General features: G+C 40.6%; 14 protein-coding genes and 1 tRNA gene. 4 read left to right on the forward strand and 11 right to left on the reverse strand.

What is annotated here, in order from left to right:
* Positions 1 to 97 precede the first annotated feature (97 nt).
* Positions 98 to 556, reverse strand: coding sequence for an LPP20 family lipoprotein (locus L1272_RS01800; protein WP_054554372.1), 459 nt, complete (start codon positions 554 to 556; stop codon positions 98 to 100).
* A 110-nt stretch (positions 557 to 666) separates the two neighbouring features.
* Here L1272_RS01800 and L1272_RS01805 point away from each other — a divergent pair, with 110 nt between their 5' ends.
* Positions 667 to 1,857 carry a flagellar assembly protein FlgT gene (locus L1272_RS01805; protein ID WP_235372621.1) on the forward strand — a complete coding sequence of 397 codons (1,191 nt, stop codon included), beginning with the start codon at positions 667 to 669 and terminating at the stop codon, positions 1,855 to 1,857.
* Here the strand turns inward: L1272_RS01805 and L1272_RS01810 are convergent.
* On the reverse strand, positions 1,840 to 2,739 hold the full coding sequence (locus tag L1272_RS01810) for a LysR substrate-binding domain-containing protein (protein ID WP_235372622.1): 900 nt from the start codon (positions 2,737 to 2,739) through the stop codon (positions 1,840 to 1,842). The genes L1272_RS01805 and L1272_RS01810 overlap by 18 nt on opposite strands.
* 109 nt (positions 2,740 to 2,848) lie before the next feature.
* Here L1272_RS01810 and L1272_RS01815 point away from each other — a divergent pair, with 109 nt between their 5' ends.
* The 3 genes from L1272_RS01815 to L1272_RS01825 all read left to right on the forward strand — a co-directional run bounded on the left by L1272_RS01815 (position 2,849) and on the right by L1272_RS01825 (position 6,489).
* The gene (locus L1272_RS01815; protein WP_235372623.1) at positions 2,849 to 3,577 is read left to right on the forward strand and encodes a glutathione peroxidase; all 729 of its coding nucleotides are present in this window, start codon (positions 2,849 to 2,851) and stop codon (positions 3,575 to 3,577) included.
* A 232-nt stretch (positions 3,578 to 3,809) separates the two neighbouring features.
* Positions 3,810 to 5,243 carry a sodium:proton antiporter NhaD gene (gene nhaD, locus L1272_RS01820; RefSeq protein ID WP_054554368.1) on the forward strand — a complete coding sequence of 478 codons (1,434 nt, stop codon included), beginning with the start codon at positions 3,810 to 3,812 and terminating at the stop codon, positions 5,241 to 5,243.
* 181 nt (positions 5,244 to 5,424) lie between these two features.
* Positions 5,425 to 6,489 carry a zinc-binding dehydrogenase gene (locus L1272_RS01825; RefSeq protein WP_166341772.1) on the forward strand — a complete coding sequence of 355 codons (1,065 nt, stop codon included), beginning with the start codon at positions 5,425 to 5,427 and terminating at the stop codon, positions 6,487 to 6,489.
* A 42-nt stretch (positions 6,490 to 6,531) separates the two neighbouring features.
* Here the strand turns inward: L1272_RS01825 and L1272_RS01830 are convergent, their stop codons facing one another.
* The 9 genes from L1272_RS01830 to L1272_RS01870 form a co-directional block, all read right to left on the reverse strand.
* Positions 6,532 to 7,488 carry an alpha/beta hydrolase gene (locus L1272_RS01830; protein ID WP_235372624.1) on the reverse strand — a complete coding sequence of 319 codons (957 nt, stop codon included), beginning with the start codon at positions 7,486 to 7,488 and terminating at the stop codon, positions 6,532 to 6,534.
* A gap of 360 nt (positions 7,489 to 7,848) precedes the next feature.
* Positions 7,849 to 7,923: transfer RNA gene (locus L1272_RS01835), tRNA-Arg, on the reverse strand.
* A 109-nt stretch (positions 7,924 to 8,032) separates the two neighbouring features.
* A complete protein-coding gene (locus L1272_RS01840; protein WP_235372625.1) occupies positions 8,033 to 8,698 on the reverse strand; it encodes a FlgO family outer membrane protein in 666 nt (221 codons plus the stop codon).
* Positions 8,699 to 8,701: 3 nt separating this feature from the next.
* Positions 8,702 to 9,376: a FlgO family outer membrane protein gene (locus L1272_RS01845; RefSeq protein ID WP_235372626.1), complete on the reverse strand. Its 675-nt coding sequence runs from the start codon at positions 9,374 to 9,376 to the stop codon at positions 8,702 to 8,704.
* A 14-nt stretch (positions 9,377 to 9,390) separates the two neighbouring features.
* Entirely contained in the window at positions 9,391 to 9,984 is a 594-nt protein-coding gene (locus L1272_RS01850) for a FlgO family outer membrane protein (protein ID WP_054554363.1), read from the reverse strand.
* Between the two features lie 54 nt (positions 9,985 to 10,038).
* Positions 10,039 to 10,641 carry an SPOR domain-containing protein gene (locus L1272_RS01855; RefSeq protein ID WP_054554362.1) on the reverse strand — a complete coding sequence of 201 codons (603 nt, stop codon included), beginning with the start codon at positions 10,639 to 10,641 and terminating at the stop codon, positions 10,039 to 10,041.
* Positions 10,631 to 13,621 carry an MSCRAMM family adhesin SdrC gene (locus L1272_RS01860; protein ID WP_235372627.1) on the reverse strand — a complete coding sequence of 997 codons (2,991 nt, stop codon included), beginning with the start codon at positions 13,619 to 13,621 and terminating at the stop codon, positions 10,631 to 10,633. The genes L1272_RS01855 and L1272_RS01860 overlap by 11 nt, the downstream gene beginning before the upstream one ends.
* Before the next feature lie 19 nt (positions 13,622 to 13,640).
* Positions 13,641 to 14,432, reverse strand: a complete 792-nt coding sequence (locus tag L1272_RS01865; protein WP_235372628.1) for a fimbria/pilus periplasmic chaperone — start codon at positions 14,430 to 14,432, stop codon at positions 13,641 to 13,643.
* A gap of 8 nt (positions 14,433 to 14,440) precedes the next feature.
* Complete coding sequence (locus tag L1272_RS01870) at positions 14,441 to 14,908, reverse strand: DUF4402 domain-containing protein (protein ID WP_054554359.1); 468 nt, start codon at positions 14,906 to 14,908, stop codon at positions 14,441 to 14,443.
* Between the last annotated feature and the right edge of the window lie 4 nt (positions 14,909 to 14,912).

Genomic DNA, 14,912 nt, shown 5'->3' on the forward strand with positions numbered 1-14,912 from the left:
GCTTGAATGTAATCGTGTGTGTTACCCATTATGCTTTAATAAAAAAATATGATTTTTAAAGCATAGCACCCAAGCTGAAACTATGAGAATTTAAGCGCTAATAATACGTTACTTTTTTTACCTGTCGAGGTTTTACTTCGCCGATGTATAAATCGTGGACACGCTTCATATCGAGCTGCAATTCAGTTGCATAGGTATCGCCTACTGCATAAGTCTTGATCACCTGTGCACCTTTGATCACACCTTGTACTTGGCTTTGTAATTGATCATTATGGGCGATACTGTTTTGCACTGTGGTACCTGCGGAAATTTTTTGCCCGTAAACTTGCTCAGCAAGCTCTCGATACGCTTCAAGCTTTGAGGCTTTAATCGCAAGAAGGGTACGCTGCGATTCATTATTACCAGGTTGAGCACTAATAGGCGCATAACCCACGGCTTTTAGCACTGGGTAGCTATCTGGCTCAATGTAAGTGTATTCTACATGTTTATCAAAAATACTACTGCAGCCGGTTAATGCTGCGCAGGCAACCAGCCCGCCGAATAATAATGCTCGCATGATTTATTTCCGCTTAAAACTCTTTGGCTACAAATATGCACGTTTAATGCCACTGTGGTACAGTCCTTGCTCGTTAAGGTTATTCATTGGTTTTAATGCTAGGTGTCAGCATGAAAAATAAAACAAGAGCCAACTTTAAGTGGTTCGCTTTAGCCTTTACAATTTTGTTTTCTAACAATAGCTTAGCGCAGTGGTTTGAATCTACAGGTCATGCTGTTATAAAAAATGGCGATACGAGCCAAGCCAAATCTGCCGCTATTAAAGACGCCATAACTCAGGCGTTAGTGTTTTCTGGCGCTCGAGTTAGCTCAGTACAAACCCTCGTTGACGGGGTTTTGACGCAAGATCAGCTAAAAATAAGCAGCCACGGTGAAATCCAAAAAATAGAACTGATCAGCGAAGACCGCCATAACGACACCTATGCTATAACGCTGCGCTTAGATATTTTTGCTCAAGCAGAAGAATGCCCAGCAAACCAATACACTAAATTTATTGCCGTGACACAAAGCCAACTGGCCAACCGCGAGCAAGCGCGCATGGGCCAAATTTTTGACGTAAACAAAGCTATTAGCGAACACCTCTATGCCAGCTTAAACAGTACGCAAATGGCTGCAAAGCCAACAGCCTATTACAATATCCCACTGCGAGTAGATCATTTTTTCACTCAGCAATACGATTACAGTAATGCGCTACTTGAAGAGATCACTAGCCGCAGTAACTCGCAATATGTATTACTGAGCCGTATCCGTGACTTATCGGTTAACCATAAGATCAACAACGATTATGCGTTTTGGCAGGATGATAGTTTCAAGCGTGCATACAAAGTAGATTACGTATTATTTGATGGCACCACTTACGAAAAGCTCTGGCAAAAAAGCTACCAAACAGAAGGCATTTGGCCGTATAAAAAGACTGAGATCATCGATGTATATAGCGACCGATTTTGGGCAACTGACTATGGCCAAGCTATCAGCGATATAAACCAAACCCTAACCTATGACTTACAAGCAGCCATGGCCTGCTTACCCACGCAAGGAAAAATACTGCATATCGAAAACGATAGGCTAATCATCAACTTGGGTAAGGCGCACGGGATTGAGCAAGGGCAAATTTTAAATATTGCCCATCATAATTACCTAACGGATGCACAGGGTAATAAGCTTCCGCATAAAATCACCACACTTAACCAGATAAAAGTAACTCAGCTTTATCAGCAATCAGCGGTAGCCATAAGTATTGATCAGCAACCACTACCAAACATTCAAATAAACGATATTGTTGAATTAGCTACTAGCGAGTAAATGAGCTTGTAGTCCCTTATGAGCATTTAGCCAGTCGGCTAATTGCTCAACGCCTGCTATATGTGGGTAATGCTTACGGGTTGCAATAACAACTTGGCGCTGCTGATTTGGTGTAATTGCTAAGTACTTTACTCCTTCACGTGGTGTACAAGCAAGCTTAGGAACAAAAGTTAACCCATCATCCATTGCCACCAGCGCGAGTAAGGTTTCAATACTATTGCCTTTATATTGATTTGACACTTCAACCCCTGCTGAAAAGCAAAATTGTTCTGCTTGATCTTTAAAGCAATGCCCTTCATTTAGCATCAATAAATCACAACCTTGTAATTGAGCCAGCGCAACCTCAGGGTATTTTGCTAATGCATGTTGTTCAGAAACCGCTACTAAAAAATCTTCTTTATAAAGCGGTGACACATGATAAGGCGCTAAATCAGCCACATCAGCAACAATGGCAATATCAATCTCACCATTACCAAGCGCTACAAGCGTTTGTGCTGTTTGCATTTCTATAAATGAAAACTGAGTTTCACTAAAGGCTTGCTTCATCGACGTTAGCAGCGTTGGCAATAAATAAGGCGCAATGGTAGGAATAATACCGACATTTATTTTACCTTTTAGTGGGTCGTGTGAGCTGGTAGCTATTTCTTTAAGTACCTGTGTTTGCTCTAAAATAACTGTGATCTGTTTAAGTAGTTGCTCACCTTGCACAGTCAACGTAACCTGCTTAGTTGAACGGTCAAAAATAACAACACCCAACTCTTGCTCAAGCTTTTTGACCTGACCACTCAATGTAGGCTGGCTGACATAGCACGCATCAGCTGCTTTTCTAAAGTGCTTATATCGAGCAACTGCTTTTACATATTCGAAGTCTTTTAAATTCATATCACACCACCAATAGTTTTTACCTATCATACTAATACAAACAAACGATTGGAGCTATCATATATTAAATTGCATAATGGCACTCAACAAATCAAGAGGAATCAAAACAATGTTAAACAATATCGAAGGCCAAAGAGTACCAAACGTTACATTCGCAACACGTGTAGACGAGCAGTGGAAATCAATAACCACTGACGAAATTTTTAAAGGTAAAACGGTTGTGCTCTTTGCATTACCTGGTGCATTTACACCAACATGCTCATCAACTCACTTACCACGTTATAACGAGCTTGCAGCTGTATTTAAACAAAACGGCGTTGATGACATTGTTTGTATTTCTGTAAACGATACATTCGTAATGAATGCATGGGCTCAAAACCAAGAAGCGCAAAACATTACTCTATTACCAGATGGTAACGGTGAGTTTACCGACGGTATGGGTATGCTCGTTGATAAAAACGACTTAGGTTTTGGTAAACGCAGCTGGCGTTATTCTATGCTGGTAAAAGATGGCGTTATCGAAAAAATGTTTATTGAGCCACAAAAGCCAGGTGACCCGTTTGAAGTATCTGATGCAGATACCATGCTTGAATACATTAACCCAGCACAGGTAAAACCAGAATCAGTGAGCATTATTACTAAACCTAACTGCCCGTTCTGTACCAAAGCTAAAGCGCTACTAGACGCAAAAGGTTATGTGTACGAAGAAATTGTATTAGGTCAACACGCTTCACTAACGAGTTTAAAAGCAATTTCAGGTCGTGAGACAGTGCCGCAAGTATTTATAGGCGGTGAGCACATTGGTGGCTCTGACGATTTAGATAAACACTTTGCATAATTTTCAAGTTGGGGCTGCTCGTTGCAGCCCTTTATTATTTTAAAACCTCAACCCATTGATTCAATTATAAATTATATAACTGGTCTGCTCTCGCCATCACCCATATTTATATTCAAAATACCAACACCTTAGTTACCAAATTGTTACATAAAGCCAAGAATAAACTTAAAATGTCTGCAGCTACATTTACTCAAACCGTAACGAATTTAAGATGAATTAAGTGGAATATACAATGAAAAAACTATTACAAGGACTGATCCTATCCTTGCTATGTTTCGGTGGCCAAGCTCATGCTGCGTCAACTGGTACTATCGATTTACTCACCCATCCTGTTGGCATTATCTGCCTTGTTATTTTTATCTTTGCTTATGTGCTCGTCATACTCGAAGAAAAAATTCACTTACGCAAATCAAAACCCGTATTAGTTGCAGCCGGGATTATTTGGACCCTTATTGCTTGGCAATACAGTGCACAAAACTTATCTGATCTTAGCACCGACGCATTTCGTCATGCCTTGTTAGAATTTTCGGAGTTAATGCTATTTTTGCTCGTTGCGATGACCTACATTAACGCCCTAGAAGAACGCCGTTTATTTGATGGTCTAAGAAGCTGGCTAGTTGCGAGGGGCTTTAGTTACAAACAATTATTTTGGATAAGCGGTGTACTGGCATTTTGTATTTCACCTGTAGCCGATAACTTAACAACCGCCCTACTTTTATGTGCTGTGGTAATGAAAGTTGCAGCAAATGATAACCGCTTTATTGCTATGTCATGCGTAAATATAGTGATTGCCGCTAATGCCGGCGGCGCATTCAGCCCATTTGGTGACATCACGACACTGATGGTTTGGCAAGCCGATGTTGTTGCCTTTACCGAGTTCTTTGTTTTATTTCTGCCAGCTTTAGTCAGCTATATTATTCCTGCCTTTGTTATGTCTTTATTTATCAATAACCGTCACCCGGATACGGCCGATGAAGATATTGAACTTAAACGCGGTGCGCTTCGCATATTGTGCTTATTCTTACTGACAATTTTAACCGCCGTGGTGCTAAAAACCGCCTTTGGTCTACCGCCGGTTGTGGGCATGATGATGGGCCTTGGCTATTTACAGTTTTTTGGTTACTTCTTACGCGTGACACTCCCCGGCTCTCTTGCCAGAAAGCGTGCGATGGCAGAGCGTGAAGGTGATAAAGAGCGCTTATCTCGCTTAGGTAACGTTGTTCCTTTTGATGTATTTAGCCGTGTATCGAGAGCCGAGTGGGACACGCTCTTGTTCTTCTATGGCATCGTTATTTGTGTTGGTGGCTTAGGGTTTATCGGCTACTTAGCGCTACTTTCTGATTTACTTTATAACAACTGGTCTGCCACCGGTGCGAACATTATTCTTGGTTTAATGTCAGCGGTAGTAGATAACATTCCAGTGATGTTTGCAGTGCTGCAAATGATGCCTGATATGTCGCACGGTCAATGGTTGCTTATCACGCTAACAGCCGGAATTGGTGGTAGCCTGTTATCAATTGGCTCCGCGGCAGGGGTTGCACTAATGGGTCAAGCGCGAGGGATCTACACCTTTAATAGCCACTTAAAATGGTCGCCGGTCATTTTACTCGGTTACTTTGCTGGAGTATTAACTCATTTATACCTCAATACAGCCTACTTCGGCTAAGACTTAATAAAGTAAAAACCCTTATCACTTTGAGGGTTTTTACTTTAAATATTTCACAATGAGCAGTTTATAAACAACAGCGTCGTAATAAGCTGTGTTTTTGTCGTAAAAAGTCAAGATTAAGGCAGGCACTTTACTTTAGTCTAATAATTCACAAATAAGGTGAGTTGAGGACACACATATGAGCCAAATGAATTCTGTTGCCATGCAAAATGGCAAGTTGCATGTAAAAAAAATTGATATTCCTACTCCCGGACCCGGCCAAGTACTTGTAAAAAGCCTAGCTTGCGGTATTTGCGGTTCTGATATTCATATAACCCGCCACACAAGCGATGTATTCGATATCTATAAAAACCTTGGCATCATGGCTAAAGAGGCAGGCAATGACCAAGAAGTATTATTAGGCCATGAGTACGCGGCAGAAATCGTTAGCTACGGCCCAAATACTAAAGGCGAATTAGCTAAAGGCACCCGCGTAACCTCAGTGCCAATTTTACTTTCTGCGGGCGGCGCTGGCGTAGGTGTAACCCCTGGGCTATATGGTGCCTACTCTGAATACTTTATTGTTGATGAAGCCTTGCTATTACCTATTCCTGATGCTGTTCCATCAGAAGCAGCAGCCATTACAGAACCACTTGCCGTTGGCCTGCACGCAGTGAACCGTGCACAAATGAATAATGACGATGTTGCTATTGTGGTTGGCTGTGGCCCAATTGGCCTTGCCGCGATTGCCGCGTTAAAGCTTCAAGGCGTAAAACACATCGTTGCCTCTGATCCACAAGAAAGTAAAAAACAAATTGCCCTTGAATTTGGCGCCACAGTATATGTTAACCCTATGGCGGATGATGAAGTTGCTACAGCCGCAGCACTTGCGGGTAACAACAAGGTGGTTATTTTTGAATGTGCTGGTGTAAGCCGCTTATTAAACGATTACATTTTACGTGCGCCAGCAAAAGCAAAAATCATTGTAACTGGTGTACATACCGCGCCACTAAACGTTAACTTTGCTTATGCCACAGTGAAAGAGCTCGACCTTATTTTCTCTTATTACTACCAACCAGAAGAGTTTGCACAATCACTTGAGAACATCGCGTCAGGCAAAATTGCATGGCAAAAAATGCGTACTGGTAAAGTCGGCATCGACGGCGTACAAGGTGCGTTTGATACGTTATTTAAACCAAACGACCATATAAAAATCATCATTGAACCATGGCGCACAGGTGAGCTTGAAAAAGTAACGGGTTAATTTTAATGAGGCTATTAAAAAATTAATAGCCTCATTTTAGAGCTAAAATCTATAAGCGTTCAACTTACTATCAAAAACTAAGCCATCAGTCTCCTCACCTCTACCGCCATTTAAAACAGTTGTAAAAAATGATTTAACTACATCATTTGTCTTTTCATAGAACAGGCCATGGGTTTTCCCTACATTTGGGCCGCCAGTAAAGTCAAAATAAAAAGCATTTGAAGCGACCAAATTCCTAGCAGTTCTTCCTAACCGATCTTTTTGAAAATTCGCATCAGACCATTTTAGGACCCAATCATTTTCATTGATCGTAATATAAACTCGTTTTCCAGCTTCTATGTTATTTACCCAATGTTGATGACCTGCGTTATCAACATCAGCTTGGCACAATACAACGTTATCAAACATTCTTGTTTCAGCTTCGTATAAAGCGTTGATAACGTAATTCTGAAACAAATAATTCCCCAAACTGTATGTCATAAAGGTAAATTTAATATCACATGCCTCAAGGGCCTCTTTATTGAACGGCTCTTTCATGTAATGACCTAGCTTTTCCAACGTAGCATCCAAAGCACCAACTGACGCCTGTGCATTTCTCTTAGCGCTTCGGTATTCTTTTGTCTTAAAACCTCCAGGATTAGAGGGCCAAGAAAAAACAACAACCTCAACCCCATGCTCTTTTTCTAATGCTAATGACTTTTCTAAGTTCTTATAAAAGCTTTGATTAAAGCCATGTACAAAAAAAACGCAGTTTTTACCTGAAGAAGTGAGCCGTTCACGAACTTCTGCAAATGCTTTTTTAGAGGGAATATTATTCTCTGTGATTTTAGATGGCTCAGTGACTAGTCGCACTTGCCATACTCCCTCTACTTTATCTGCATAAGCGAGCCTAACTTCATTAGGTCCTTTAGCGTTTGCGTAGTCACCAAAAGCATTGTGATCGCCTACGCCATTTTTAAAGTTTGATTTATTTATGTTTCTATTCGTAATAATCAACATATCAATATCCTTATTCTGTTTTTAGCCATAGGAAGTAGTTAGAACCTGTCATTTTTATAGGCGGGGTTAAAACTAATCTGCAAAATAATGATTAGTTTAGATTTCAATCAAACAGCAAGAAAAACAGTAAAGAACACGACAAACGTATTGTTTTTTAATATTGAAAATAGACATAGTGTTGAGTAAGTGAAATGCTGGCAGCACTAAAAAACGACTTGATAAGAAGACTGTTCGAATGAAGAAATCTGTATTATTTAATAGAACACTCAAATTTATCGGATATTGATTTTGGCAATCGATTTGGAACTTTAATGCTACAAATTTGCTTCAAAGAAGAACATGACTAACTATTGATTTAATTGGTAGCCCCTACAGGAATCGAACCTGTAACTGCCCCTTAGGAGGGGGCCGTTATATCCATTTAACTAAGAGGCCACTCAAAAGCTGAGGTAAAGCTACAGAAAATTATAACGGTCTAAGGCTTTGGTAATCAAGAAATTAATCCAACCGGCTTTAGAGCAAGCCGATCGGTAAAATAATGAGGCTAGTTAAAGCGAGCAGTTGCTGATTTGATTGACTCATTCTTTAGCACAAAATAAGGGATCACTTTTTGTGCGCTGGCAATAACCAGCTTTGAGTTTAAATTAATTACTCGCGCATTCACTTCAACACCATTAGGGCGATATATCAGCGTGCCTGTAAGTACATGGCTGGCGATGCGACGCTCGGCTAGCTCTTCTACATCACGCGACATCACAAAATCACCACGTGAAGTCACACTAATGATATCCATCGCTTTAAAATCAACAACGCCAAAGCCGAATTTTTGCAGCTGGTGCATCATTGTTTCAGAGAGTTGATTACCAAGTTGAGAGCTGTTTTTTAGGCTCGCATCTAAATCAACAAAGCTAGTAATGGCTATTCCTAACTCGCTTTCTTGTTGCATGGTATCCACTAATTCAAGGGCCATTTGCTCGACATAATTAACAACGGTTTTATGATGTTGATAAGGCACAAATAAACGATGGTTAGCGTTATCCTGCTGCATATCTTTTTGCTCAAGCGCTTGCAGCATAGCAACATAATCGACTTGAGTACTTGCTGATGCAGGTGCACTTTGAGCGGTATTTTGCGGCTCTGCTGATTGCTCTGGCAGCAATTGGCAGCCAGAAATCGCGAGCGTTAACGATGCGAAGATAAAACCTTTCATAGCTTACTCACTTGCTTGTTTAAGTGTAATACCATCACTACGGTTGGTGCTATCAAGGGCATCAACCACTGATTGTGGTATAAAGCCTTGCGCTGACCCTACAACTGCTTTGCTTGCTAAACCAACAATGCGGGCATTAACGAGCACACCACTTTGATGATTAACCAAAGTACCCGCCAATACATAATTGAAGTTTTGATCTTGGCTTAGCTCTAAATAATCACGACTGAAAACATAGTCACCACTTGGCGTGACACGCATATAATCAGTGGTTTTAAAATCAATGACAGGTACACCAAATGCGTGAAGCTCATGAATGAAACTTTCGGCAATTTGATTACCTAGCAAATTCGTTGAGTTGTAATCTGCATCAAGGTATACAAAGCTTGAAACAGCAACCGGCGTACTATCGCTAACATATTGCAAGTTTTCAACTAAGTCCTGCATGATGCCACGCACATAGTGATTAATATTTTTGCGCGTTGGTGCAGCGGTAAAGGTGCTGTTATTCATCACCGCCTGATTGGTTTGAAACACACTGTAGTTACTATGCGGCGCGGCAACTTCTCTTTGCGCAGCTAATTGAGGCTCATTATCTTGCTGAGTTGTATCACCAGTTAACATTGACGAGCAACCAAAGCCAAAAGGCAAACATAAAGTTAAAATTAAACGTTTCATTAAATGAGTTCCTCTTAATATTCGCTTCGATACAACTGGCCATCACGTTGCTGAACTTTTTCAGCGCCCCACATCACATTGATAGGGATCTCGGTGCTTGCTGCTGACACTATTCGCAGATCTTTGGTATTTACCAATCGGGCGTTAACTATGTAGGCATGTTGTTGCCGCGTCAGTGTGCCGGTAATAACAAAGTCAATATTCTGACGTTGACGCAAGGTATTTACATCACGACTAAGTACACTATCGGCCGATTGCTGCAAATTTAAAGTCTTTTCTAATCGATACTCTATGGTATGAAAACCAAGCTGAGTAAATTGCGTTAATAAACTTTCTTGAATTTGCTGACTCAAGCCACTGCCCTGATCTTCTGCTAAATCAGTACCTAAGCCATCAGCCATATAGAAACTAGTCACAGCAATACGTGCATTGCCTTTGTAAGGGCCTTGAATACGGCTCAGCTGACTACTTAGATCAGCAACGTATTGATGCACCGTATAAGGTGCCATCGGCGATTTTGGGGTTTCTCTAGGGGGCGCTTTTTGTGGCTTTTCAGTTAAGCTACAACCCACCAACACTAAAAAAACTGAATAAAATAACAGGCGCATAATTGCCATCCTCACTAAACTTAGTAAGTATAAAGCAATAATTATGCCTAAGTATTATTGTTGATGGGATAAATCAAGCGGATTTTGCACATAGTGCGATACCAAGCATGCCACCCCGACAGATGCTAACTTTTTACAATCATTAGCAGCTTGCTGCTTTTGTTGATATGCACCAATTTTCAAGCGATGGAAAGTGCTGCCATTTACAGTTACTGACTCTACATTAGCAATAAACTGACCATGAAATAGTGCCGGCGCTTGTTTTTTAATTTCAGCAAGGCGAGCTGTTAGTCGAGGTAATTCTGTTACGGAAGCAAGCTGTAGTGCAAACTTAGCTTCAGGCTCCGCAATAAACTGAGGGGCGGTTACTGATGACTTTTTAGTATTTACAGGCTCAGCTTGCTGCGTATTTAACAAAGTAAGTTGTTCAGTGAGTAAGGTTAACTCACTTTCAATTGTCAGCAAGCGCTCAAGCTCTGGCTTCATTGCTTGGAATTGCTGATGCGACTGCCTTAGCTCCATAAGCTCTTGTTTGCTAATTTTCACTAAGTTTTCTTCACTCACTTGTGGCTCTGATACGCTTTGGCAACCAAAGATAGGAGTAACCAGTAAAACTAACCATACTTTCTTCAGATTTTGAAAAATACTAAAAACCATAATTTGCTCCTTGCAAGTGTTGGACATGCTGTTCTGTTACATGGCATTTAATTGCTTGTGATATTAGCTGCACACATTGCTGCTCAAGCTCGTTTGCAGATTGTGCGTCAAAGCCAACCGCAAGCGTGTAGTGCGCATTTGCTTTATCGTGAATATAAAAAGCGTTTTTTAACCCTTGCTGTAACAAACGCTGTTTCACCAATGAGTAATACACCTTTAATATTTTCAGTGAATTAAACTTGCCAATACTCGCTATATATCCCTGGCGCTTTTCGAGTGGCCGCAAAGTAATGTCAACTCCCACCAGCACATCACCTTTGGGCGATAACTGTATTTTATGTGTTTGAGTACTAGTCAGTGATTTTTGTCCTTGGTACTGCTTATCTACAATCGCCTGATACTTACCGGGCTTAATATCAGTAAACAAGTAATAGCCATCATAAGCCGCTTGCGTAGTTGCTACATCATTACCTTGCTCATCCACTAAAGTAATTTGGGCATAAGGTTGAACATTAGCTCCTTGCTCTGTCTGCTGATAAACAGTGCCTTCTATTTCGCTGGCATTATTTACTGGGTAATCCATGTACTCAACAAAGCCTGCTCGTGGTGTTATGGAGAAACCATCGTGGGCGGGGATCATAAAAGGGTCAGCAAAACTGTCACGATCGAGCACTATATCTGTTGTGCGGTTAGCTGGCATAGCAGAAAGAATCGCGATCCCTTGTTCATCAGTAATCGCTTGGCGATAATTTTGTAAGCCTTTTACTTTAACACCCGCCAAGCCCTTCTCATTACTGTCTTTAATACCATTATCATTTTCATCTAAAAACACATTAACCATTAAACTACCTGTATTGGTCAATGTTCTGTTGCTCATAAATGGTTGATTATATTGGCTATCAAAACCAAAGCTAAATCGGCTATTTAAGCGAATTTGCCATTGGTCATTACTATCGTAATTAACATTACTGCTTAAGTTAATCCTGTCATTTTGCCACGTTAGTCCTAATTCTGCAGACTGAACATCGTAATCTAGAGAGTCCCTTAAAGTTAACTCTGCTTGGAGACTCGGGCCTAAACTTCGGCTAAATTCAGCTTCATAACTTGCTATCTCACTCACTGGAGAAAGTCGATAATTAACACCAAACCGACTGTACACTCTGCCTAGTCGTGTTTGTAAACGCGTCATACCATCTACACTTTCTTGCCCGGCGCTTGGGTCTTGCCATTGCAATAAATTATTTATTGAGACGTTTGCATAGCTGTAATTTAAACGGTTATAAATTTGCTTTAAATCACCACTTTGTGCGTGTTGAACTAAAAAGTTGTTTTGATAATTAAGCCGCCCAAAGTTGTTTTGCATCAGCTCACCAGACATATCAAATTGATAGCTTTTCAGCGTTATATCTCGACCATTCAGGTTATCTGTACGGTTCGTAGCGCTGAACAACAAGGACTGATCAGCCAGTTTAGTTCTTGTTGTTAATTCAAATTCTCTTTGTTGTTGATTGTTTTCTTCATATTCCAGATTAACTAATAACCTATCTAACAAGCTGAGATTCGTTCCTAGAGCAACATGGTATAACTCATCTTGCTCTCGCTTTTGCGCCATAAAGCCTGAGTACATAGCAACGTTATCACTCAATCCATATTGGTATCGCCCTGCAGCAACCCAGCCCTTGTTTGCACTATTACTGTAATTACCTAATAACTGCTTGCCTTGCTCTGAAACAGATAACTCATAGACTGCTTCCCCTTGTTCAAGCTGCGTACCATCAATGTAGTAATATTCTGTTTTTCGCTCTACTTGCCCTTGCGGACCATAAAAAATCAACTCAAAGTTGTTTTCACCAAACAGTAAATCAACGTCAGCAAAAACATAGCGCCCATCCGCCAAGCTCAATTGCTGCTCAATTAAAATACCATTGCGGTATAATTCAACATCCCAACCTGGCTGTACTGCACCAGTTAGATTCACTCGATTATTATTAACTGCTTGCCCAAGTTGATAATTCGAAATTTTAACTCCGCGCCCGTACTGGTTGTTAAAACGGCTGCCAACTTGCGTAGCTGTGACATCACCTACTTCAATAAGACTTGCAGCAAGTGGACCTAACAATTGATTATTCACATCTTGCTTGGAGAAAGTTAGCCTTGAGTTATTCAATAAATCACTTTCACGACCCGATAAAAAGTATTCCATAGTAAGGTATGCAAAATCTTGCGAGCCAAGTAATGAGTAACTAGCCTGACTGCCATCATTATCTTGGGTGTAATTCAATTGTAAGTCAGCCACAGGGACAGATAAGGCCTGATATGGGCTTGGTTTCCAAGGTAAAGTTGCTTGCTTTTGAGTACTATAGCTTTGTAGTTGTTTTTTATGTCGCTGCGCTTGGGCGACAACCGGATAAACAGACTCAGTTTCAATATACAGCTCTAAGCTTGCGTAGTCAGAGCGATGTTTAAATTCTAAAGCCTCAGCGAGTACTGCTGCCTCTATATAAACATCATCATCAACACTAATTTGTTGTTCTGTAAGCTGCCACTTTTTTGTATCTGTAATCAACTGTTTTTGAGCTGTTAATTGAAAGGTTTTATTGGTGTTGATGAACCAACCTTCTGCACTCTCGGCTGATATATCGACATTAATTGCAAGCTGTAAAATATCAACTAGCCCCGAAACGCCAAGCAATATGTCTTGATCAGACTTAAGGGCAAAAATCTCACCGAGGTAATTTTCATTTAAATAAATTGAAAATAGCAAAAACTCCCCAGTGGCAATTCGCTGCTGGGTGTCAAAGGTGTCTGCAGAATGATTGACAGCAGGTGTATGCTTTGATTGTGGAGCATGAAGCTGTTCGCCATTTAGCTTAGCCTTTATGGCATTGAGTCTAGCTAGTACATCCTCTGTACTCACAGTCGAATTAGCAAAGCTGATAGGACTTAATAGCATAAGCCCTAACGCAAATAAGCGATTCATAAATTTTTCGCATTAATCCCTAATGTCGAATAGGCAATGAATATGAGCCAAAATCGACGCCTTCATACTCATCGGCACCTTGATATTTAAGCTCAATGTTCCCTTGTTTTGGCATCTGTTTACCAGAGAATAAAACTAACAATACAGTCGCTTGTTCAATTTCAGGGTATAGGCTTAGATTCCCGATTTCTGCGATTTTTTCTTGTTTACCTGCAGAATTAGTAACATACGCGCTAAGTCGACCGTAACTACTAAAACCTTGTTGTTCAGTTAATTTAACGGCAATTTTTGGTTTTTTGTTTAGAGAATCTTCAACTATTTCTGCAGTTTGAAATGCAACTTTTGGCAGCTCACCTTGTTCACGATATACAACTGGAATACTAAAACTCAAAATCATATTCACTTTAAGTCCAGCCTTAGCTGCCTTATCTTCATTTGGTAAGGCTTGAAATAGTAAATGGGAACGATATTCCCCTTTAGCCAAATCCTTAGGCTTTCTAATTGCTATTTTAATCGTTTGCCTTTCGCCAGGTGCTAAGCGAATTTGCTTTGGTGATAAGCGTGCCATAGGAGAAAGGCTCGTGGTTACTGGCTCACTCAATGTTTGATAGCCCCCACCAGGTAGCGCTAATTTTTCGCTCCATACCACGCGGTAAGTACGGTACTCTTCTGAGCTATTAATGACGGTGACTTTTGCGCTTCGTTGGCGCTCATCAAATGAAACCCGCGTTGGTGAAATAAGTAAGTTTGCCGTTGCATATTGACTGAAAAAAACAAAAAGAAGTCCACATAAAAGACGTTTTGCGAACATATCTATCCTTAGTAATCGACTGATATTTCTAAATAAGTTGTAGAAGAATACTGACCATCAGCGTATGGTTTAGCGCTACGGTCTGTCGTTAAAATACCGCCAATAAATACTTTTGCTTCACCAAATTCATTGGTAATCACATATTTAGGAAAACCATTAAGGCGTACAGAAAATCCAGCACTCGAGTTGCCATCGATATCATGTGTTAAGTCAACTGGGGCAACTAGATTCATAGTTAGCTGAGTTCTAGCTGGAAAGTCAGTAAGTAATAATTCTGCAGGGCGGCCATTTTTAAGAACATAAACCGAGCCCTGCGTATTGATACTGCCATCATCTTTGACGATTACAGAGCTGGTATTTGTATTAGCTAGAATAACTAGAGTACCAAAATCAAGCGCTTGTTGCTCTGTGCTCGCAGCCTGTAAGGGTGTTGAGAACACACAAAATAAAACAGTAGCTAAAAGCAAAAAGCGCATGACT

The organism is Pseudoalteromonas sp. PAST1 (assembly GCF_021532515.1).
Classification (GTDB): Bacteria; Pseudomonadota; Gammaproteobacteria; order Enterobacterales; family Alteromonadaceae; genus Pseudoalteromonas; species Pseudoalteromonas simplex.

Bases quoted from the DNA above. Each gene is read 5' to 3' on its own strand.
- L1272_RS01800 (WP_054554372.1), bottom strand. From the start codon at position 556: ATGCGAGCATTATTATTCGGCGGGCTGGTTGCCTGCGCAGCATTAACC.
- L1272_RS01805 (WP_235372621.1), top strand. From the start codon at position 667: ATGAAAAATAAAACAAGAGCCAACTTTAAGTGGTTCGCTTTAGCCTTT.
- L1272_RS01810 (WP_235372622.1), bottom strand. From the start codon at position 2,739: ATGAATTTAAAAGACTTCGAATATGTAAAAGCAGTTGCTCGATATAAG.
- L1272_RS01815 (WP_235372623.1), top strand. From the start codon at position 2,849: ATGTTAAACAATATCGAAGGCCAAAGAGTACCAAACGTTACATTCGCA.
- nhaD (WP_054554368.1), top strand. From the start codon at position 3,810: ATGAAAAAACTATTACAAGGACTGATCCTATCCTTGCTATGTTTCGGT.
- L1272_RS01825 (WP_166341772.1), top strand. From the start codon at position 5,425: ATGAGCCAAATGAATTCTGTTGCCATGCAAAATGGCAAGTTGCATGTA.
- L1272_RS01830 (WP_235372624.1), bottom strand. From the start codon at position 7,488: ATGTTGATTATTACGAATAGAAACATAAATAAATCAAACTTTAAAAAT.
- L1272_RS01840 (WP_235372625.1), bottom strand. From the start codon at position 8,698: ATGAAAGGTTTTATCTTCGCATCGTTAACGCTCGCGATTTCTGGCTGC.
- L1272_RS01845 (WP_235372626.1), bottom strand. From the start codon at position 9,376: ATGAAACGTTTAATTTTAACTTTATGTTTGCCTTTTGGCTTTGGTTGC.
- L1272_RS01850 (WP_054554363.1), bottom strand. From the start codon at position 9,984: ATGCGCCTGTTATTTTATTCAGTTTTTTTAGTGTTGGTGGGTTGTAGC.
- L1272_RS01855 (WP_054554362.1), bottom strand. From the start codon at position 10,641: ATGGTTTTTAGTATTTTTCAAAATCTGAAGAAAGTATGGTTAGTTTTA.
- L1272_RS01860 (WP_235372627.1), bottom strand. From the start codon at position 13,621: ATGAATCGCTTATTTGCGTTAGGGCTTATGCTATTAAGTCCTATCAGC.
- L1272_RS01865 (WP_235372628.1), bottom strand. From the start codon at position 14,432: ATGTTCGCAAAACGTCTTTTATGTGGACTTCTTTTTGTTTTTTTCAGT.
- L1272_RS01870 (WP_054554359.1), bottom strand. From the start codon at position 14,908: ATGCGCTTTTTGCTTTTAGCTACTGTTTTATTTTGTGTGTTCTCAACA.